This is a genomic window from Parvimonas parva (assembly GCF_016552165.1).
Taxonomy (GTDB): Bacteria; Bacillota; Clostridia; order Tissierellales; family Peptoniphilaceae; genus Parvimonas; species Parvimonas parva.
This window is the reverse complement of record NZ_JACVDA010000002.1, coordinates 21,380-40,675: the sequence shown is the minus strand read 5'-3', so window position 1 is coordinate 40,675 and position 19,296 is coordinate 21,380. Positions and strand designations below refer to the sequence as shown.

The window sequence follows — 19,296 nt, the reverse complement described above, 5'->3', positions numbered from 1 at the left end:
TAAAAATAATAAACATATGGGAACAATAAAGGAGCTTTATAAAAAGCTCCTTTAACATTTCTCTATTCTTCTATGAATTTTGTTACAGCAAAAAATAATCCAAATATCAAAAGTAATATACTAACAAAAATAAAACTATAATTTAAACTATTCTCAGCTAGTTTTGCTGAAACAAATAAAAATCCGAAGTCAACAACATTCGCTCCCATACTGAAAGTAGATAAAATCGTTGCTCTGTTTTTGTCATTCAAACTATCTACATATCGATTTTCAACCTTTGAAAAATATGTTTCAACAATTCCAATTAACATTGGTAAAAAAGTCATTGGCAATATAACAAAAATATTTTTTATTAAAATTAACGATATGAGTAAAACAGAACTCATAGTCAAAAATATAAACAAATTTCTTTTTAGTTTGACTTCTCCAAAAATTTTTATAATTTTGGGACTCAAAAGTCCGATTACAGAATATAACAAAATAACGAAAGTCATATAGTTTTCACTTAAATTTATATTTTGTAAAATGACTACATAAAAGAAATTTATCAAAATAAATGTTATGCTAATCATTCCGTTAAACAACATAAAAATGATTAAATATTTATTTAAAATACTTTTGAAATTCAATTTGGTATCATCTTTTTCAAAACTTTTTTCTTTTTCTAAAAACAATGTGAATAAAAAAGAAATAAAAGTTGAAATAATTGTAAAAATTATTAGAAAATTTTGTCCGAAATATTTATTCATAAAGTAAAAACTTATCGTTGAAGCTATAAAGCCAACAGTTGAGTAATTACCAAGAACAGAAGATTTCACTGCAAAATTTTCCTCACCTATAATTTCATATTCATAACCAATTATAGTTCCCGAAGCAAAAGCAAAGCCAACTGCCTCAAGTATAGCTTCAAGCACAAAAAACTCAAAGCTAAAAGAAAACAAAAGTATTATCCTAGCTAATAACATAGAGAAATGTGAAATAATTATAGAATTTTTATAGCCGATTTTATCTGTAATTATTCCAAAAGGAATTTCAAAGATAAAAATACCAAAAGACAAAATCGCCTGCAAAATAAAAAATTCTGAAATGCTTACACCTCTGGAAGTTCTAATCAAAAGCGCCACAGGAGCATAAAAAACTAAGCTTGAAAAAAAGTAATAACCTTTCAAACAAAACAGCTTATCTTTAAAATTTTTCATCTCTACCTCACATATATTAAATTTTAAACCCAAAATTTAATAATCTCTACATTTTATCTCTCCTTTATACAATTTACAAAATCAATTAAATTTATTATACATCATATAAAATCTTATTTCAATAAAAAAAGACTGAAGTTTTAACCTCAATCTTTTATCCTTCTTTATAAAACTTAACTATAAAAAATCCGTTATGTTTTTGTTTTTCAGGTAATAATTTTATAAATTTTTCTTCTTTTTCTAAAAATTTTACTTCTTTTATCTTCAAATTTTTATGTTTGTCTAAGAAATATTTTACATTTTCTTCATTTTCACATTTTAAAACTGAACAAGTGCTATAAACTATTTCTCCACCGACTTTTAGATATTCGACTACATTGTCAAAAATTTTTCTTTGTAAAGAAATTATTTCTTCGATTGTTTCTCTACTTCTAAATAATTTTATTTCAGGCTTTCTGTCCATAACGCCAACTCCGGAGCAGATTACATCACATAGTATATAGTCAAATTGTTCTTTAAGTTCTTCTTTATAAACTGATGCGTCAAAATTTAATAATTTTACATTTTTTATATTAAGTCTTTTACAATTCTCTTCTATCTTTATTAATTTGCTTTTTACAATATCGTTGGCAAAAATTTCTCCGGTATTTTTCATTTGAAAAGCGAGATGACAAGTTTTTCCACCGGGAGCCGAACAAATATCCAAAACTTTTGAATTCTCTTTTGGAGCTAAAACTTCTCCTGTCAAAATACTTCCAACGTCTTGAACTGTAAAATCTCCATTTCTAAAACTTTCTGTTTCCAATATATTGGTTGGATTTTCTACAAAGTATGTTAATTTTGAAATATCCGATTTTTTTAGTTTATATCCAAAATTTTTTAAATCTGAAATAACTTCCTCTTCACTTTTTTCAAAAGATGATATTCTTATCGCAAAATGTGGTCTATCCATAGAGCTTTCAAGAATTTTCAAAGTTTCATCTTTTCCATAATCTTCAAGTAAAATTTTTACAACATCAATGTTCGTAGAATATTTTATAGCAAATTTTTCTTCTAAATTTTCTGTTTCTATTTTTGTAAAATCTTCTTTATTTCTTAAAAAGTTTCTAAGTGAGCCGTTTACAAAGGACGAAAACTTCTTTAATTTAAAAGTTTTTGTTAGATTAACTGCCTCATTTATTATTGCAAATTCCGGAATTTTATCCATAAATAAAATTTGATAGATTGAAATTCGTAAAATATTTAAAATATATGGATTGAATTTTTTTATTCTAAGTTTGCAAAGTTTTTTGATTATATAGTCTAAATAAATCCGATTTTCCAATGTTCCATAAACTATTTCTCTTAAAAATTTACTATCCAATTCAGAAATATTTTTTGCATTTTTATTCAATAAATTTGTAGAGTTTGAATTTTCATCTTTGATTTCACAAAGAATTTCAACTGCAATTTTTCTCATTAGCTTAAAATTTCTCCAACTTTTATAGAATTTCCACGAAGATAGTCTTTAACTAAAACTCTTTTCTTTCCAGCAAATTGAATTTCCAAAAGTTTTATGCTACCGTCAACTGTTTTAACAAAAATTGCATCTTTTGAAGTTTTAAAAATTGTTCCAACCTCTATATCAGGACTTTCTGTTCCAATTTCAGCTCTATGAACTTTTATATTCTCTCCCATATATTTACAAAATGTACTTGGCCAATTATAAAAACCTCTTATTTTGTTAAAAATATTTCTTGAAGTATCATTAAAGTTTAATTTTCCCATTTCCTTTTTAATCATCGGAGCATAGGAAAAATTATCTCCCTGCTTAATTCTATTTTTATATTTATTTTCAAAGTCATTCATAGTTTCAACAATCAAAGTGGAACCCATTTTTGAAAGTCTTTCATAAAGTGTTTCAAGATTATCTAAATCAGAAATTTCAGTTTCTTCAATATCTAAAACATCTCCTGTATCAAGTCCAACGTCAATTGACATAATGCTAACGCCGGTTTTTTCTAAACCATTCACAATAGCCCAGTTTATCGGTGCAGAGCCTCTAAGCTCAGGCAAAATTGAGGCGTGAATATTTAAAATTTTTCCTTGCATAAAGTCAATTAATCGCTTGTCAATTATTTGTCCGAAAGCAACTACAACAATGAAATCCGGATTTATTTTTTTTACAATTTCAAAAAATTCATCACTTTTTACACTATCCGGTGTTATAACTTCAAGACCCAGCTCTAATGCCTTTTGCTTTACTGGTGTCGGTAATAATTTTTTTCTGTTTCTAAGTTTATCTTTTTGAGAAACAACTAAAGAAATTTCAAAATTTTCATTCAAAACTTCCAAAGGTGGAACTGCAAAATCAGGAGTTCCCATAAAAATTATTTTTTTCATTATTCTTCCTCACCGTAATATAGTTTTTCGTACATTTCAGCCTCTTCGCCCTCTAAGCTCAAGTCTGTAAATAGAACTCCATTCAAATGGTCAATCTCATGACACACACAAACGGCTAAAAGACCTGTTGCATCTATAATTTGTTCGTTTCCATCAATATCTGTATATTTGAATTTTACTTTTTCAGGTCTTTTTACAAAACCTCTCACATCGGGAATTGAAAGACAACCTTCAGGTCCAACTTGTTCTCCGGAAACTTCTAAAATTTCAGGATTTATCATTTTTAAAAGTCCATGTTCATCTCCAACATCAATTGTTACAAGTCTTTTTAAAATTCCAATTTGAGGACATGCAAGTCCAACTCCATCTGAAACATACATAGTTTCTACCATATCTTCTAGTAGATTTTTTATTTTATCATCTATAACTTCGACTTTCCTTGCCTTTTTTCTAAGAACAGGATCGCCATCAATTCTAACATTTCTTAATGCCATTTTTCCTCCTTAATCTATTGTCAAAATTAATTTTCCATTTTTTTCAGTATTAAATGAATACTTTTTATTAAAAATTAATTCCATTAAAAATTGTCTAAATACATCTTCGTCTTTTAGAACTTTTATTGTCAAATTATATCTATATACCATATTTACCCATTTTATCGCATCTGGATTAGGCCCTAGAATAATTATATTTTTTAAATTTATTTCTTCTTTAAATCTTTCAAAAATCAAATCTCTAATTTTTTTTAATTCTTCCATACAATTTTCGACACTTTTGCTTCTAAATTGAAAATTTATTATATTAGCCTTTGGTGGATAGAGAAAACTTCTTCTAAAATTTATTTCTTCTTTGAAAAATTCTTCATAATTATGCTCTGAAGAATTAACCACCGAGTAATGACTTGGCTTGTAGGTTTGAATTACAACTTTTCCTTGTCTTTCTCCACGACCTGAACGTCCTGCAACCTGAGTTAAAAGTTGGAAAGTTTTTTCTGCTGACCTGAAAGATGGAATATTCAAACTAATATCTGCAAGAACAACTCCAACCAAAGTTACATTCGGAAAGTCCAGCCCTTTTGAAATCATCTGTGTACCAATCAAAATATCAATTTCTTTGTTTTTCATTTTTTGGTAAACTTCTTCATAAGCACCTTTTTCCTTTGAAGTGTCCGAATCTATCCTATGAACTTTTGCATCTTTAAAGGTATTTTTAATATATTCTTCCAAAGCCTCCGTTCCAAAACCAAATTCTTTTATGGATTGTTTAAAACAGCTTGGACAAATCTTAGGCTTTTGTTTCGTTCTTCCACACATATGGCAAATGCAAATATCTTTTCGATTGTCTTTGTGGTAAGTCATTGAAATATCACAATAATCACATTTCAAAACATAGCCACAACTTCTACAAAACACAAAAGAACTTCTGCCACGTTTATTTAAAAACAAAATTACCTGCTCTTTCCTATCCAAAGTTTTTTGTATTTCTTCGTAAAGGCTGTTACTCAAAATACTTTTATTTCCAAGTAAAAGTTCTTCACGCATATCTACAATTTCAACTTTAGGTAGTGAATTTCTTGTTGCTCTATTTTTTAGCTCTAAAAGTTTAAATTCCCCTTTTTTCGCAAGTTCATAAATATTAACGGACGGTGTTGCAGAACCTAAAACAAGTTTTGCTCCGGATAATCCGACTAAATATTCTGCCACTTCGTGAGTATAATATTTTGGATTTTGATCGCTTATATAACTTGACTCATGTTCCTCATCAATTATCACAAGCCCTAAGTTTTTTATAGGAGAAAAAATCGCAGACCTTGCCCCAACAACAATTTTTATATCCTTATCTTGAATTTGTTTCCATTGATTAAGTTTTTCAACCATTGTAAGTCTTGAGTGAATAATTGCAATATCATTTCCAAAACGTCCGGAAAATCTTTCAATAGTTTGTGGAGTAAGACTTATTTCAGGAACTAAAATTATACTACTCTTTCCTTGCTCTAACATTTTTTCAACAAGTTGTAAATATATTTCAGTCTTTCCACTTCCTGTTATTCCGTGTATTAAAAATTTATCATTTTTAGAACTTAAAATACTATCTAAAACTTCTTGTTGTGCCTTATTTAACTTTAATTTTTTATAGCTACTTGTTTTTTCAACAGAATTTTTATAAACTTTATTTTCAGTTAAAATAAGAGCATTCATCAAAAGCATTGAGTCTATAACTTGTTTTGAAAAATTATTTTCTCTTAAATTTTTAACACTTACAAAATCTTTTCCTTTTAAAAAATTTATAAGTTCTAATTGTTTTACTGCATTTTTACGAATTTTTGAAAAATCAAATTCTTCATTTAGTTTAACAAATTTTTCTAAAAATTTATTTTCTGAGTTGTTATATTTGTACTTTTTTACTAAAATTTCATTTTTGATTAAAGAATTTATCTTTTCATCATTGTAAAACTCACGAATTTCTAAAATATTTCTTTTCTTAGAAAAAAATTCCATTTCATCTTTTGAAAGTTCAAAATTTTTCTCTTTATTTAAAATAAAAAATTCCTCGATTTTACTCCAATCTCCCGGAGGTAAAACACAATTTAGACAATAAGAAAGATTTGTAATGTATTTTTCGCTCATAAATTTTGCAAGTTCAATCTGAGTTTTACTCACAATCTCTTTTTCGTCTAAAACTCTGTAAATTTCTTTTATTTTTATATCGGTTTGAAAATCTTTTTTTTCTAAAATATTCAAGACAAGACCGACCGTTCCCTTATTTCCTTTTCCAAAAGGAACAATCACTCTTTTTCCTGCACTTATTTCTCCCTCAAGCTCTTTTGGAACTCTATAAGTAAAAATATTTTCAGCTCTTGAAAGTAAAAAAGATTTAACAACAACTTCTGCTAACATATTTTCTCCAAAATAGCATCTAAAATTTTATCTGCAATTTCTCTCTTAGTCAAAAGTTCAGTTTCAACTTCAGAATCTTTTGTAATTATACTAACCTTGTTGAAATCAGAGCCAAAACCTCTATCTTTTACAGAAATATCATTTGCAACTATCATATCCAAATTTTTATTTTCAAGCTTTGATATAGCATAGTCCTTTACTGAATTTGTTTCTGCAGCAAATCCGACAACATATTGTGATTTTTTATCCTTTGCAATAGTTTTTAAAATATCGATATTGTCCTCAAGCTCAATATTTTCATACTTTGAAGTCTTTTTTATCTTAAAATCTTTTTTGTTTTTAACTTTAAAATCAACCGGTGCAGCAGGCATAATTAAAATGTCTGTTTCTTCAAAATTTTCTTTCAAAGAATTAAACATTTCTTCATTTGTCTTTACATCAATATATTCTATTCCAAAATTTTTATAATCGCTTGAAACTTTTCCACAAACTACCTTAACATTAGCTCCACGCCTTTTAGCACAAAGAGCAAGTTCATTTCCCATTTTACCACTACTATAATTTGAAATATATCTAACAGGGTCAATATCTTCAACAGTTGCACCATTTCCAATTAAAATATTTTTCCCAAGCAAATCTTTTTTCACAAAATAACTTTCAATTTCTTCAAAAATCTTTTCAGCTTTAGGAAATTTACCTTTACCATAATCGCCACAAGCAAGACGACCATAGTCAGGACTTAAAACAATATGTCTTTCACTCAAAGTCTTAATATTTTTTTGAGTAATAGGATTTTCATACATATTAACATTCATTGCAGGTACTAAAATCATCTTTTTAGTATGAGCAAGAGCAATATTTGTAATTAAATTATCAGCAATTCCATAAGTAAGTTTAGCCATAGTATTTGCAGTAAGAGGTGCAATTACAAAGCAATCAGCCTCTTTTGCAAGTTTAATATGTTTAACTTCACTATCCATATCTCTTTCAAAAACATCACTATACACTTTGTTTTGACTAATCGTTTCAAAAATCAAAGGATTTATAAGTTTAGTTGCGTTTTCAGTCATAACAACATTAACTTCATAACCTGCCTTAACCAGCATACTAACCAAGTCCAAAGACTTATAAATAGCAATTCCCGAAGTTACTCCAACTAAAATATTTTTTTTCATCTTAATCTTCCTTTTCTTTTTTAGTTACCTTTTCAGCTACAATTTCTTGAAGTGCTTGAGTAATCGGTTTTTGTGCATCTGTTTCCATTAAATTTTTAGAGCCGTTTACAATTCTTCTAGCCCTCTTGCTAGTCATTACAACTAATGCATATCTACTCTTATCAATTTTTTCTAATTCTTTAAATGATGGATTTATCATATCTCATTCCTCCTATTTTTTTATTTTTAATCTTTCAGCTTGAATAATAGCCTTCATTTTTTCTACACTATCATCTACATATTCATTCACAATGGAATAATTATATTCATTCAAAAATTCAACTTCTTTTTTTGCATTATTCATTCTTAAATTTACAGTTTCTTCGTCTTCAGTTCCACGTTCTACAAGTCGTCTTTTAAGCTCCTCAAAATCAGGTGGCAAAACAAAAACTAAAACTGCGTCAGGATAATTTTTCTTAACCTGCAAAGCACCTTGAACATCAATTTCCAAAATTACTACATCACCATTATCGATTGAATTTAAAACAAAATCTTTCGGCGTTCCATAATAATTACCATGAACTTTTGCATATTCTAAAAGTTTTTCTTCCTCAATCATTTTTTCAAACTCATCACTTGAAATGAAAAAATAATTTTTTCCATGCTCTTCCATAGGGCGTTTATTTCTACTTGTAGCAGAAATTGAATACTTAATATCTTCATTATCTCTTAACAAAATATCACAAATAGTACCCTTTCCAACTCCTGAAGGGCCGGAAACAACCATTAAAAATCCCTTTTTCATACTACCTCCAAAACTATTCAACATTTTGAATTTGTTCTCTAAGTTTTTCTATAATGACCTTCATTTCGATAACATAAGTAGAAATCGCATAATTATTTGACTTACTTGCTATCGTATTAATCTCCCTATTCATCTCTTGAAGTAAAAATTCAATCTTTTTACCAACTTGAGTTTCAAGACCTAAAAACTTTTTAAAATTTTGAATATGTGAATTAAGTCTTGTAATCTCTTCACTTATATCAAGCTTATCAGTATAAAAAATTACTTCAAGATTTAATCTGTTAAGTTCACTTTCGGACAATTCACTTGAAAACTCTCCAAGTTTTGACTTTAATCTTTCGATTTGATTATTTAAAACATCTTCTTTTCTTTCTTTAATGCCTTCCAAGTTATTTTCAAAAGCTAAAAGATTTTCACTTAAATCATTCTTTAAGTTTTCTCCCTCAACAGTTCTCATAGCAACAAGCTCATCAACTGCCTTTTCAACAGCAGACAAAACATTTTTTTTCAAAAATTCCTCATCAATATCAGAAGTCTTAACTTCAACAACATTTTCATTACGAATAATATGTCCGATACCGACAGAAGCATCAATTCCAAGATTTTCAGAAATATTTTTATAAGCCTCAAAGTAAGCACCCGCTAAATTATAATTAACCTCCAAACTGGAATTACCTTCAGAAAATTTTTGCTTTCCTCTTATAAAAATATCTACACGACCTCTCGACAACTTTCCTCTTACAACTTTTTTAATATCTTCTTCACAAAAATTTAAAAAATATGGTAGCTTAACTTGAATATCCAAAAACTTATGATTAACAGACTTCATTTCAAAAGATAAATCATAATTTTCATCAATAAACTCACTTCTACCATAACCGGTCATTGATTTTAACATCTTTCTCTCCTTAAAAATTTTTCTTTTTTATTTGTCTGTATATTGTAAACCATATAAAAAATTTTTACAACACTTTGTTACGAAAATTTAATAATTTTACACAAAAAAATTTACTAAGCAAATCTTAGTAAATTTCTAATTTAATATAACAACGGATTATATAAATTTCTAATCCAATTTAGAATAACAATAACTGCAGAAATAATAATCAATGCAGTTTTATATTTTTGAAAAAATTTTTCAAAATAAATGTTTATTTCATCTGTATTTTTCAAAATTGAATAAAAGTTAATTATTAAATAAGAATTTATAATTATGAATAAAGGCACACCTAATAAATTATAATCAAAACTTTCTTTAATCTTTAACATAAAAATTCTATTAAAAGCTCTAGTCATCCCACAAGCAGGACAAGGAATTCCAAAAATATTATAAAAAACACAAACCCTTATATTTAAAAAATTAATAATTAATATAACAAGTAAAACAAAAACAAATATCTTAAAATTTTCTTTTTTCATATACTATAATACTGAATTGAATTTATTTAAATTATATGCCTTGGTTTTTTTAGAAATTGAAAACCAATCTATAATGGTTAAAATTCCACAACATCCACCTGTTAAAAGTTTTAAAACTCCCATTCCAATATCTCCTAACATGAATCTATCTACTCCTAATCCCCCAACTAAAATTGATATAATCAATAATGTAGTTGGATCTTTAAGTTCAATAGATTGAAGCATCATAAAACTTTCATCACTCATTGATTCTAATCTTTGTCTGATAAATGGTATTGATGAAGAATCAAAATATTTTGCATTACTCATTATATACATATCTACTTTTTGTTTTTCCATAACAAAATCCTCCTAAATAAAATATTCATAACTATTATATATATATATATATATAAATTGTCAATAGAATTATAATGTATTCAGACATAAATTTAAAAACCTGAAATATTTACAAAATAGCAACATTATATTATAATTAATTATAATATAATGGAAAGTAGGATTGACTATATGAAAATTATAAAAGAAAAAATTTATACGATATTTAGTTTTTTAATATTTTTATTCTACCTAATAACTCTAGAATTATCAGCAGGTAGTTATCCAGAAGATCAACCATATATGCATAATCCAACAATATTTAAAAACTTTTTGTTAGTTATTTCTCTAATTTTTATATTTATATTTATAATAATACTATTAACAAAAAAGACAAAATATTTCTTAGTTATAAATATAGGAATAATTTTCTTTTTTATATTCAGAGTTTTTGAATTTTTCAAAAAATATAGAAGATTATATCAAGATACACTAACAATAATTTTACTTATCCTTGCGATTATTTCAGTAATTACAATTTTTGTATTAATTTCAAAAATATTTAAAAAATTAAATCAATAAATATATTTCAAATTTGACATAATCACAAAATATGGGTATAATAAAAATAGCTATGTTGCTATTTTTTTAATTATGGGGATGAACTGGCTTCGACGGGGAAGTTGCAGTATTATAAGCGAATTGTTGTATCCAACCAACATAAAAAGTGGTAAATTAAATATAAACGCAGAAAATAATAATTTTGCATTAGCTGCGTAAGTCAGCTATTTGGAGTTTATTCTTTCCCCACAAAAGTCTAAACTCTATCATTAAATTCGTGGGCAACCTTTACAAAAGTTCTTAGAGTTGTAATTGTATTTATAAGATACCTCTAACTGAGTTTGTTAATTTATAGGTTATTGGGAAATTTAAAATTGACTGTATTCGGAGAAAGTGATATGAATGCTTTTTCGGACGTGGGTTCGACACCCACCATCTCCACCAAACAAAATAAACCACTATTTAAACGCAAAATGTTTAAAATAGTGGTTTTTTATTTGCGTTTTTATTTATTAATATATTTTTATAAAAACTATATAAATTTTTATTTAATGGTAACCTATTGAAAACCTAAATTAAACAATAAAAAAGGGGCTTGATAACCCCTATTCTATTTCGCCTTTTTCATTAATATTTTTTATCCAAAACAAAATACTTTCGCATATATTATATTTTTTTGAAACAAATATCTATAAAAAAAGAACAACTTTCGTTGCTCTACTTTTTGTATTCGTCAAATAATTTGTCTTTGAAGTCTATGAATAATGTTTTGAAATTGTCATAATAGACCATTCCAAGTCCTGTTCCCTTTGCTTTTCTGATATGTTTTTTTTCTGTGTAATCTACATTTGCATAGCCTTCGTTTTTGAAGTAGCTGTAATATCCAGCTAAAAAGCCTGCAATTTTATAGTCATCTTCTGTCAAGTTTGCTCCTCTTAGGATTACATGGCTACCTGGAACGTCTTGTGCGTGGAAAAATATATCATTTTTGTTTGCAAACTTTAATGTTAGATTTTCATTTTGCAAATTGTTTTTTCCAACATAAATTAGTGCTCCGGATTTTGTTTCAAAAACATAAGGTTTTGACTTTTCAAGTTTTTGTTTATTCTTTTTGCTCTTCTTAACATATCCTAAAGAAATCAATTCTTCTTCTATTTCAGAAAGCTCATTTAATTCTGTGATTATCTCAATAGTTTCTAAAATTTGCTTTATGTATGCAATTTCTGTTTCTATTTTCGGTAATTCTTGTTTTATAATTTCATCAGCTGTTTTTAGCTTTTTATATTTCTTATAATAACTTTCGATATTTTCTCTTGGAGATTTTTTTTCGTCAAGAGAAATTTCAACTTCATTCATATTATCATAAATATTTTCAAGTACGATTTTTTTCATACCTTTTTCCATTTTATAAATATTTATGGAAAGTAAATCGGCGAAAATTTTCAAGTCCTCTTTACTCTTATTATTCAAAAGTTCATCATTCATTGCTGAATATTTGTTTGAAAGTCTGTTTAATTTTGTAGTTAAAACTTTTTTAAATCCTGATGCCTTTTGATTTATCCTATCTCTTAAAGAATTGTTGTGATAAAAATTTTCTACAAGATTAGAGATATTTGAAACACTTTCTTTATTTTTATATAAATTTAAATCAAAGCAGTAAAAATCTTTATTATTCTTAACTTCATCTTGAATTAAAATTGGAAAATATTTTTTATTTTTTATATTTTCAACTAAAATTTTAAAATTTTCATCAAGTTTTTGAATATCATCTTCGCTAAGATTTACAGAATTTATATCCATATCAATATTAGAATTATTTAGTAATTCATAAGAAATAGTCGGAGAAAAACCTAAATAATTAGTGTAAAAAAATTTCTTCATAGAAATCGGCTCAGAATTTTTTAAAATTTCTGATGGCAATCTGTAATTTTCTTCTAAAATATTTTCTTTTTCGTCCTTAACAAAGAAATAGTCCTTATTCGGAAAAACCTCTCTGATACTACTTTGTCTTGAATCTATATGTTTTATAGAATCTATAATCTTATTACTTTCTTTATCCACCAAAATTATATTTGAGTGTTTTCCCATTATTTCAATGATTAAAAGTTTTTTATTAAGCTCCTTTAACTCATTCAAATTTTCGATTTCAAAGCAAACAACCCTATCCATTTTATGTTGGTAAATATTTTTTATCGTTCCACCAACTAAATGTTTTCTAAGTAACATACAGAAATTATATGCCGTTATAGGATTTTTTTTGTTTTTTTCACTCAAATGAATCCTTGAAAGATTATTCGCACAAGAAAGCAACAATTTATAATTTTCCTTGTTATAAATTTGTATATTTATTTCATTTTTATCCGGTTGATTGATTTTATTTATTTTTCCATTTAACAAAAGTGGTGTTATTTCATCAACAACTGCTTTTGTAAAAATTCCATCAAAACTCATTTTATTTTCCTTTTCTATTAATTAAAAATCCAAATATTTAAGAAAAACCTTGATGCAATAACAAGTCCAAAAATTATGGTTATAAATGCCATAACTAAATAATCTGTCCTTGTGTATCTTAAAACATTCATTCTAGTTCTTCCCTCTCCACCTCTGTAACATCTTGCCTCCATAGCTACTGCAAGCTCATCAGCACGTTTTAATGCGTTTACAAAAAGTGGTACAAGTAATGGAATCAAACTTTTTGCTCTGGTAATTATACTTCCCGTTTCAAAGTCTGCCCCTCTTGCTGTTTGTGCCTTTGTTATCTTATCCATTTCATCTAAAATTGTCGGTATAAATCTAAGAGCTATTGTCATCATCATCGCAACAGAATGCGCAGGAAACTTAATTTTTTCAAAAGGTTTCATAACATATTCCAAAGCGTCTGTAAGTACAATAGGACTTGTAGTTAAAGTCAAAAGACTTGTTCCAATAACCAAAAGTATTATTCTAACACTCATAAAAGCACTTAATTTAATTCCCTCTTTGGTTATATTTATAATCCATATTCTAAATAAAATTTCTCCAGGTGTTAAAATTACATTCAAAATTACAGTAAACAAAACAATGTAAAAAATTCCCCTTAATCCCTTTAAGACCATCAATACAGGCAGTTTTGCAATTTTTATAATTGAAAACAAAAAAATCGCAAGTGGTATAAAAACTAAAAAACTTTTTATAAAAAATATAGAAACTATAAACATAAAAATAAAATATAATTTAAGTCTGGGGTCAAGTCTGTGAATAATACTATCTCCTGGAAAAAAACGACCTATTGATATATTTTTTACCATTAATTTTTCCTCAATTCTCTTTTTATTTCTTCAAAAGCCTCATCGACCGTCAAAATATTTTTGCTAAAATGATGACCTTTTTTTCTTAAAGTATCCATAAGTTCTGTAATCTGTGGAACATTAAGTCCTACTTCTTTTAAATCATCAACATCACTAAAAGCCTCTTTTGTATTCTTATCTAAATGAATTTTTCCATTTTTCATTATGATTATTCTATTTACAAGTTTTGCAACATCTTCCATACTATGAGAAATCAAAACTATCGTAATATTATTTTTTTCATAAAGGTTTTTAATTTGAGAAAATAACTCATCACGACCTTTTGGATCAAGACCAGCAGTCGGTTCATCTAAAATTAAAATATCCGGTTTCATCGCCAATATTCCTGCTATTGCAACTCTTCTCTTTTGTCCTCCAGAAATTTCAAAAGGAGATTTATCCTTTTTAGTTTCATAGTCGAGTCCAACAATCTCCATTGCCTCTTTAACTCTTGCTGTAACCTCTTCTTCACTAAGTCCCATATTTTTGGGGCCAAAAGCAATATCTTTTTCTATAGTTTCTTCAAAAAGTTGATATTCAGGATATTGAAAAACAAGCCCTATCTTATATCTCAAACCACTCTTTGCAAGTTCTTTATCTTTCGTATTCATATCGCCAATAAAAACATCTCCGGTTGTCGGCTTTAATATTCCATTAAAATGTTGAATCAAAGTTGACTTACCACTTCCTGTATGTCCTATAATTCCAACAAATTCTCCTGATTTTATTGTCAAATCTATATTATCTAAAGCAAGTTTTTCAAAAGGAGTTTTTTCTCCATAGATAAAACTTACATTTTTAAAATTTATATCCATTATTTTAATTTTTTCTCCAAAAATTCTATCATTTCATCATTAGTCAAAATATCGGTTGGAATTTCTATTCCTTCATTTTTCAAAAGATAAGAAAGTTCTGTAACTTGTGGAACGGAAAGTCCAAGCTCTCTTAAACGCTCAACATTTGAAAAAACTTTTTTAGGACTATCATCAAATTCAATCTTTCCCTCGTTAAGTACAATAACTCTATCAGCCAAAACAGCCTCCTCCATATAATGAGTTATATATAAAATAGTTTTATTTTCTTCCTTATTCAATTTCAAAATAGTATCTATAATATCTTTTCTTCCAATTGGGTCAAGCATCGCCGTTGATTCGTCAAAAATTATAACTTCAGGTTTCATAGAAAGAACTCCTGCTATCGCTATCCTTTGCTTTTGTCCCCCTGAAAGCATATGTGGTGAGTGTTTTTTATAATCCCCCATCTCAACAATTTTTAAAGCCTCATCAACCCTCTGTCTTATTTCAACAGGGTCAATACCCAAGTTCTCGGGGCCGAAAGCAACATCTTCTTCAACAACGGTTGCTACGAGCTGATTATCAGGATTTTGAAAAACCATAGCACATTTTTGTCTAATATCCCAAATTTTTTCTTCATCTTTAGTATTAATTCCAAAAATTTCAATCTCTCCATCTGTCGGAACAAATTGTGCATTCAAAAGTTTTGCCAAAGTTGACTTGCCACTTCCGTTATGACCTAAAATAGAAATTAATTCCCCTTTGTTTACAGAAAAACTAATTCCGTCCAAACCAATACTTTTTTTATTATCATCACTTAAATATTCATATCTTAAATTTTTTATATCAATTATTTTTTCATTCAAAATTTATCACCCACTAACAACTTATGATACCATAAACAATACTTTTTTTCAACAACAATACATAATCAATACCAAAAAATACCAACAAAAAAGACAACCTTTTAAAAAGATTGCCTTTAATATTTTTAAATTATTTCTAAATCATTTCTATCTTTGTTCATATAATTTAAAGGCATAATCTGCATATTCTTTTGTATGGTTATACCAAATATACAAATATTCCCCAATACTCTTTCCTTGAATTTCCTGATTAATTGCCCATAAGAACCAATAGAACGAACTAACTGCAACATAAGCAACATAATGTCTTAACTCTTCATCAGTAGGATTTCCGTCAAAATATTCCTTTATTATCTCTATTGATTCGTCAAAAGAATATTTTGAACAAGTTATGAAACAACCAATATCTCCGGCAGGGTCAGACATTGCAGAATATTCCCAGTCAATTAAATACATTCCATCATTTTTATCCATTAAAAAATTCAAGTTATAACTATTGCAATGGCAAAGACAATTCTTAACATTATCTTTATCCAAAAATTCTTTCAACTTATAAATTTTATCATTCATTAAATTCATATCTTCAAAATCATCACGATGTGAATTTTTTATTTTTAACTTAAAGTTTTCGATTTCATCAAAAATATTGAATTCAAAATCTGTTTTACGCCCACTTGTGTGTAATTTTTTTAACATTGAAATTGCTCTTCTTACATTTTCTTTATCTTCATAGTCAAGGCTTCTTACATCTTCAATATAATTTGAAATTTTCCAGCCTTTTTCACTATCCATATAAATATAAGTATCGTCTAATCCAAGTTCTTTAGCAATTTTCATTGAATCAAATTCACTTTTTCTATTTATAATAAGCTCAGTTTCAGGACTGCGATGTCTATATACATAAGACTTACCATTTTGACTAAATTTAAAAGAAGTTTTTGTCATTCCCGTTTTAATAGGTTTAATATCCTTTATTTCTTCTTCATTACATTTTAAAACTCCACAAATATTTTGGAAAATTTTAGAGTCGGAATTAGTTACATATTTTTCATCAAAAATTCTTAATTCTTCTAATGAATCAAACTCTTTTATATCCTCTGCATCATATTTTTTAATATACATATTATCCAATTCTTTTAAATGACGCATATAAAAAGTTTCCCACAAATTTTCTCTAACTGTCTGTTCATGATATTCTGCTTTTAAAAGTTTTACAAATCTATCGCTAAATTCTCTATCAAAAAATACATGACCCAACATTATCCAATCATCTTTTCCACCAATTGTTATTCCAGTAATTCTCCCTTTTTTATCACATTCTGCAAAGTATTCGTCGCTTTCTCCTTCTTGATAAACTGCAGAATAATACGCCCTATAAACATATTTTTCAAAAGGATTTTTTGGAAAATAATTATCTGAAGAACAAATATAAGTATTTTTTAACTTTTCAGTAACTAAAATTAATGATGAAGTATTATTAAATCTGTAATAATCTGCATTTACAACAATATCTATACCAAATTTTTCCGCCAAATAAAACATCTTTTCTTTCATATATCCTACAACTAAAGTAATATCTTCAATTTCGGCTTCCCTTAACTGTAAAATTTCTCTTTCAATTAATTTTTCTCCCTTTACATTCAAAAGACCCTTTGGACTCTCATAGCAAAGAGGTGCAAATCTTGAACTCATTCCGGCAGCCATAATAATTGCATTATCAACCTTATATGGCTCTAATGCCTCAAATCCTGCATCTGTTATTTTTAAATCTTCATCTAAAAATTTATTATCTTTTAATTCTTTTAAAGTTTCGTTAACTTTTCCTAAAGAAATTTCTGTAATATCTGAAATTTCTCTTTGAGTATATTTTTTATCTTGATTTTTAAAAAATAAATTTAAAATATCAAATTGTTGTAATGTTAACATAAATACCTCCTAACAGTTTGTTCATAAATTATACCATATTATAAATAAATGAACAATAAAAAAGTCCTAAAGATTTAAAAATTTTAGAACTTTCTTATTATAAAATAATATTATTTTTTAATTTATTATCCTTTATATTTTTTTGCTTTTAATTTATATTTTATAACTCTAAACTTACTTTTTATTCCATCAATTGTAACAAATAAAATTTTGTCCTTTGTAATTAACATAATTATGAAATAATATAGTACACAAGATACAATTATTGCAAGTAATCTGGTAAATAATTGTAAATTCAATGCCAATGAATATTTTAGAGTATGATTTATTCCATAAGTTATTGCAAAAAAAGGAATGGAACACAGTACATATTTCACATAAGATTTTAATATCCCGTTTATAGAAATAATATTTCTCTTAGTTATAAAGTAAACTTGAATAATCAATACTACAATTTCTGAAAATAAAGTTGTATAAACAAAATATTCAGCTTGGACAACTTTTAATTTCAATAAAACTATATTTAAAATTAAGTTTAGAAATCCCCCTATAAAGTAAAATGCCGTTATGTTTTTTTCATATCCTCTTACAAATAAAACTTGATTTGCAAGAAGTTGATCCAATGCCCACATAACAATTCTGAGTGAAAACAGTTTTAAAATAAAACCTGCTTCCAAATATTTTTCTCCTGCATATATCAGCATTACTTCGTCAGAAACGCAACTTAATCCTATCCCCATAGGAATTACCAAGAATAAAAATGTCTTGGCAACTTGATTTAACAATTCCGTATAATTTTTTTCGTCGCCATTCCCATAATAGTATGAAAGTCTTGGAATACTTACCACTATTATAGAATAAACTACACTCGTTATTAGTTGAGCTATCGATAATGCAAAGGTATAGTAGGAAACTGAAATCTTTGCATCCAATAATGAAAGCACAGCTCTATCCAACGCAGTATATAACATATATGAGTTGGCTAAAAGTAACATTCCGATTAAAGGCTTTATATGGATAAGAATATCTTTTAATTCAATTTTTACAAATTTTACTTTTCTTTTTATATAATAAAAACTAATTAAATAGTTTATAAGATTTGTAATTGATAAAATGAAAGCATAGTTTACTATATCATCTGCTTTTTTTACAAATGCAAAAATCGAAACAAGCATAAGCACACGGATAAATAATGTCTTAAAGAGAATAAATCCATAGTTTTCAAATGCCTCATTCATCCACTCTATCGATACAAATTGAGTAAAAATTTGAATACTAAGTGCAATATACAACATGTACATATTGGAATCTACATTTAAAAACATATATCCAATATACAAAATTCCAATACTTAAAGAACTTATTACATTTATAGAAAAAAGAACAGTAAAATTCTTGCTTATTTCTTTAATATTATTTTTAACCCTGCTTATTGAACGTATTCCATAACTGTATATTCCAAATGCAGCAAATGGAATAAACAAATTCAATATAGAATTCGCAACATTAAATTCCCCATAGGCTTCCTTACTCAAAATTCTGGCAAGGTATGGCCCCGTAATCAGAGGAAACAGAATATTAAAAACTCTAACCAAAATACTAGCTAAAGCATTAACTTTTATATTTTTTGCCATATCTAAAATTATTTC

18 protein-coding genes and 1 other RNA gene are annotated in these 19,296 nt (G+C 27.0%); 2 read left to right on the top strand and 17 right to left on the bottom strand.

Annotated elements, in window-relative coordinates; all coding sequences use genetic code 11:
- Positions 1-62: 62 nt before the first annotated feature.
- The 11 genes from IBJ83_RS00805 to IBJ83_RS00755 form a co-directional block, all read right to left on the bottom strand.
- A complete protein-coding gene (locus tag IBJ83_RS00805; protein WP_201274969.1) occupies positions 63-1,199 on the bottom strand; it encodes an MFS transporter in 1,137 nt (378 codons plus the stop codon).
- Between the two features lie 154 nt (positions 1,200-1,353).
- Positions 1,354-2,658: a 16S rRNA (cytosine(967)-C(5))-methyltransferase RsmB gene (gene rsmB, locus IBJ83_RS00800; protein WP_201274968.1), complete on the bottom strand. Its 1,305-nt coding sequence runs from the start codon at positions 2,656-2,658 to the stop codon at positions 1,354-1,356.
- Positions 2,658-3,581 carry a methionyl-tRNA formyltransferase gene (fmt, locus tag IBJ83_RS00795; protein WP_201274967.1) on the bottom strand — a complete coding sequence of 308 codons (924 nt, stop codon included), beginning with the start codon at positions 3,579-3,581 and terminating at the stop codon, positions 2,658-2,660. The genes rsmB and fmt overlap by 1 nt, the downstream gene beginning before the upstream one ends.
- Complete coding sequence (gene def / locus IBJ83_RS00790; RefSeq protein WP_201274966.1) at positions 3,581-4,075, bottom strand: peptide deformylase; 495 nt, start codon at positions 4,073-4,075, stop codon at positions 3,581-3,583. Before def ends, fmt begins: the two co-directional genes overlap by 1 nt.
- A 9-nt stretch (positions 4,076-4,084) precedes the next feature.
- Entirely contained in the window at positions 4,085-6,478 is a 2,394-nt protein-coding gene (priA, locus tag IBJ83_RS00785; RefSeq protein WP_201274965.1) for a primosomal protein N', read from the bottom strand.
- Positions 6,472-7,653 carry a bifunctional phosphopantothenoylcysteine decarboxylase/phosphopantothenate--cysteine ligase CoaBC gene (coaBC, locus tag IBJ83_RS00780; protein WP_201274964.1) on the bottom strand — a complete coding sequence of 394 codons (1,182 nt, stop codon included), beginning with the start codon at positions 7,651-7,653 and terminating at the stop codon, positions 6,472-6,474. The genes priA and coaBC overlap by 7 nt, the downstream gene beginning before the upstream one ends.
- 1 nt (position 7,654) lies before the next feature.
- Entirely contained in the window at positions 7,655-7,852 is a 198-nt protein-coding gene (gene rpoZ, locus IBJ83_RS00775) for a DNA-directed RNA polymerase subunit omega (RefSeq protein WP_068473103.1), read from the bottom strand.
- Positions 7,853-7,864: 12 nt separating this feature from the next.
- Positions 7,865-8,437, bottom strand: coding sequence for a guanylate kinase (gene gmk, locus IBJ83_RS00770; RefSeq protein WP_068473105.1), 573 nt, complete (start codon positions 8,435-8,437; stop codon positions 7,865-7,867).
- 13 nt (positions 8,438-8,450) lie between these two features.
- A complete protein-coding gene (locus tag IBJ83_RS00765; RefSeq protein WP_201274963.1) occupies positions 8,451-9,335 on the bottom strand; it encodes a YicC/YloC family endoribonuclease in 885 nt (294 codons plus the stop codon).
- 140 nt (positions 9,336-9,475) lie between these two features.
- Positions 9,476-9,856: a DUF2752 domain-containing protein gene (locus IBJ83_RS00760; RefSeq protein WP_201274962.1), complete on the bottom strand. Its 381-nt coding sequence runs from the start codon at positions 9,854-9,856 to the stop codon at positions 9,476-9,478.
- Between the two features lie 3 nt (positions 9,857-9,859).
- Complete coding sequence (locus IBJ83_RS00755) at positions 9,860-10,195, bottom strand: TM2 domain-containing protein (RefSeq protein ID WP_201274961.1); 336 nt, start codon at positions 10,193-10,195, stop codon at positions 9,860-9,862.
- A gap of 171 nt (positions 10,196-10,366) precedes the next feature.
- Here IBJ83_RS00755 and IBJ83_RS00750 point away from each other — a divergent pair, with 171 nt between their 5' ends.
- Both IBJ83_RS00750 and ssrA read left to right on the top strand, forming a co-directional pair.
- Positions 10,367-10,756, top strand: coding sequence for a hypothetical protein (locus IBJ83_RS00750; protein ID WP_201274960.1), 390 nt, complete (start codon positions 10,367-10,369; stop codon positions 10,754-10,756).
- Between the two features lie 74 nt (positions 10,757-10,830).
- Positions 10,831-11,179, top strand: a transfer-messenger RNA (tmRNA) gene (ssrA, locus tag IBJ83_RS00745).
- A gap of 273 nt (positions 11,180-11,452) precedes the next feature.
- Here the strand turns inward: ssrA and IBJ83_RS00740 are convergent.
- The 6 genes from IBJ83_RS00740 to IBJ83_RS00715 form a co-directional block, all read right to left on the bottom strand.
- The gene (locus IBJ83_RS00740; RefSeq protein WP_201274959.1) at positions 11,453-13,186 is read right to left on the bottom strand and encodes an Rqc2 family fibronectin-binding protein; all 1,734 of its coding nucleotides are present in this window, start codon (positions 13,184-13,186) and stop codon (positions 11,453-11,455) included.
- A gap of 17 nt (positions 13,187-13,203) precedes the next feature.
- Complete coding sequence (locus IBJ83_RS00735; protein ID WP_201274958.1) at positions 13,204-14,022, bottom strand: energy-coupling factor transporter transmembrane component T family protein; 819 nt, start codon at positions 14,020-14,022, stop codon at positions 13,204-13,206.
- Positions 14,022-14,876 carry an energy-coupling factor transporter ATPase gene (locus tag IBJ83_RS00730; RefSeq protein ID WP_201274957.1) on the bottom strand — a complete coding sequence of 285 codons (855 nt, stop codon included), beginning with the start codon at positions 14,874-14,876 and terminating at the stop codon, positions 14,022-14,024. The genes IBJ83_RS00735 and IBJ83_RS00730 overlap by 1 nt, the downstream gene beginning before the upstream one ends.
- Positions 14,876-15,721: an energy-coupling factor transporter ATPase gene (locus tag IBJ83_RS00725; RefSeq protein ID WP_201274956.1), complete on the bottom strand. Its 846-nt coding sequence runs from the start codon at positions 15,719-15,721 to the stop codon at positions 14,876-14,878. The genes IBJ83_RS00730 and IBJ83_RS00725 overlap by 1 nt, the downstream gene beginning before the upstream one ends.
- Before the next feature lie 147 nt (positions 15,722-15,868).
- Positions 15,869-17,647 (bottom strand): NTP transferase domain-containing protein, encoded by a 1,779-nt coding sequence (locus IBJ83_RS00720; RefSeq protein WP_201274955.1) that lies wholly within the window; start codon positions 17,645-17,647, stop codon positions 15,869-15,871.
- 125 nt (positions 17,648-17,772) lie between these two features.
- Positions 17,773-19,281: an oligosaccharide flippase family protein gene (locus IBJ83_RS00715; RefSeq protein WP_068473124.1), complete on the bottom strand. Its 1,509-nt coding sequence runs from the start codon at positions 19,279-19,281 to the stop codon at positions 17,773-17,775.
- Between the last annotated feature and the right edge of the window lie 15 nt (positions 19,282-19,296).

Excerpts from the sequence above, each read along its gene's own strand:
- IBJ83_RS00735 (WP_201274958.1), bottom strand. The coding sequence starts at position 14,022 with ATGGTAAAAAATATATCAATAGGTCGTTTTTTTCCAGGAGATAGTATT.
- IBJ83_RS00805 (WP_201274969.1), bottom strand. The coding sequence starts at position 1,199 with ATGAAAAATTTTAAAGATAAGCTGTTTTGTTTGAAAGGTTATTACTTT.
- rsmB (WP_201274968.1), bottom strand. The coding sequence starts at position 2,658 with ATGAGAAAAATTGCAGTTGAAATTCTTTGTGAAATCAAAGATGAAAAT.
- IBJ83_RS00740 (WP_201274959.1), bottom strand. The coding sequence starts at position 13,186 with ATGAGTTTTGATGGAATTTTTACAAAAGCAGTTGTTGATGAAATAACA.
- fmt (WP_201274967.1), bottom strand. The coding sequence starts at position 3,581 with ATGAAAAAAATAATTTTTATGGGAACTCCTGATTTTGCAGTTCCACCT.
- coaBC (WP_201274964.1), bottom strand. The coding sequence starts at position 7,653 with ATGAAAAAAAATATTTTAGTTGGAGTAACTTCGGGAATTGCTATTTAT.
- IBJ83_RS00760 (WP_201274962.1), bottom strand. The coding sequence starts at position 9,856 with ATGAAAAAAGAAAATTTTAAGATATTTGTTTTTGTTTTACTTGTTATA.
- gmk (WP_068473105.1), bottom strand. The coding sequence starts at position 8,437 with ATGAAAAAGGGATTTTTAATGGTTGTTTCCGGCCCTTCAGGAGTTGGA.
- def (WP_201274966.1), bottom strand. The coding sequence starts at position 4,075 with ATGGCATTAAGAAATGTTAGAATTGATGGCGATCCTGTTCTTAGAAAA.
- IBJ83_RS00715 (WP_068473124.1), bottom strand. The coding sequence starts at position 19,281 with ATGGCAAAAAATATAAAAGTTAATGCTTTAGCTAGTATTTTGGTTAGA.
- IBJ83_RS00755 (WP_201274961.1), bottom strand. The coding sequence starts at position 10,195 with ATGGAAAAACAAAAAGTAGATATGTATATAATGAGTAATGCAAAATAT.
- rpoZ (WP_068473103.1), bottom strand. The coding sequence starts at position 7,852 with ATGATAAATCCATCATTTAAAGAATTAGAAAAAATTGATAAGAGTAGA.
- IBJ83_RS00750 (WP_201274960.1), top strand. The coding sequence starts at position 10,367 with ATGAAAATTATAAAAGAAAAAATTTATACGATATTTAGTTTTTTAATA.
- IBJ83_RS00765 (WP_201274963.1), bottom strand. The coding sequence starts at position 9,335 with ATGTTAAAATCAATGACCGGTTATGGTAGAAGTGAGTTTATTGATGAA.
- IBJ83_RS00730 (WP_201274957.1), bottom strand. The coding sequence starts at position 14,876 with ATGGATATAAATTTTAAAAATGTAAGTTTTATCTATGGAGAAAAAACT.
- IBJ83_RS00720 (WP_201274955.1), bottom strand. The coding sequence starts at position 17,647 with ATGTTAACATTACAACAATTTGATATTTTAAATTTATTTTTTAAAAAT.
- priA (WP_201274965.1), bottom strand. The coding sequence starts at position 6,478 with ATGTTAGCAGAAGTTGTTGTTAAATCTTTTTTACTTTCAAGAGCTGAA.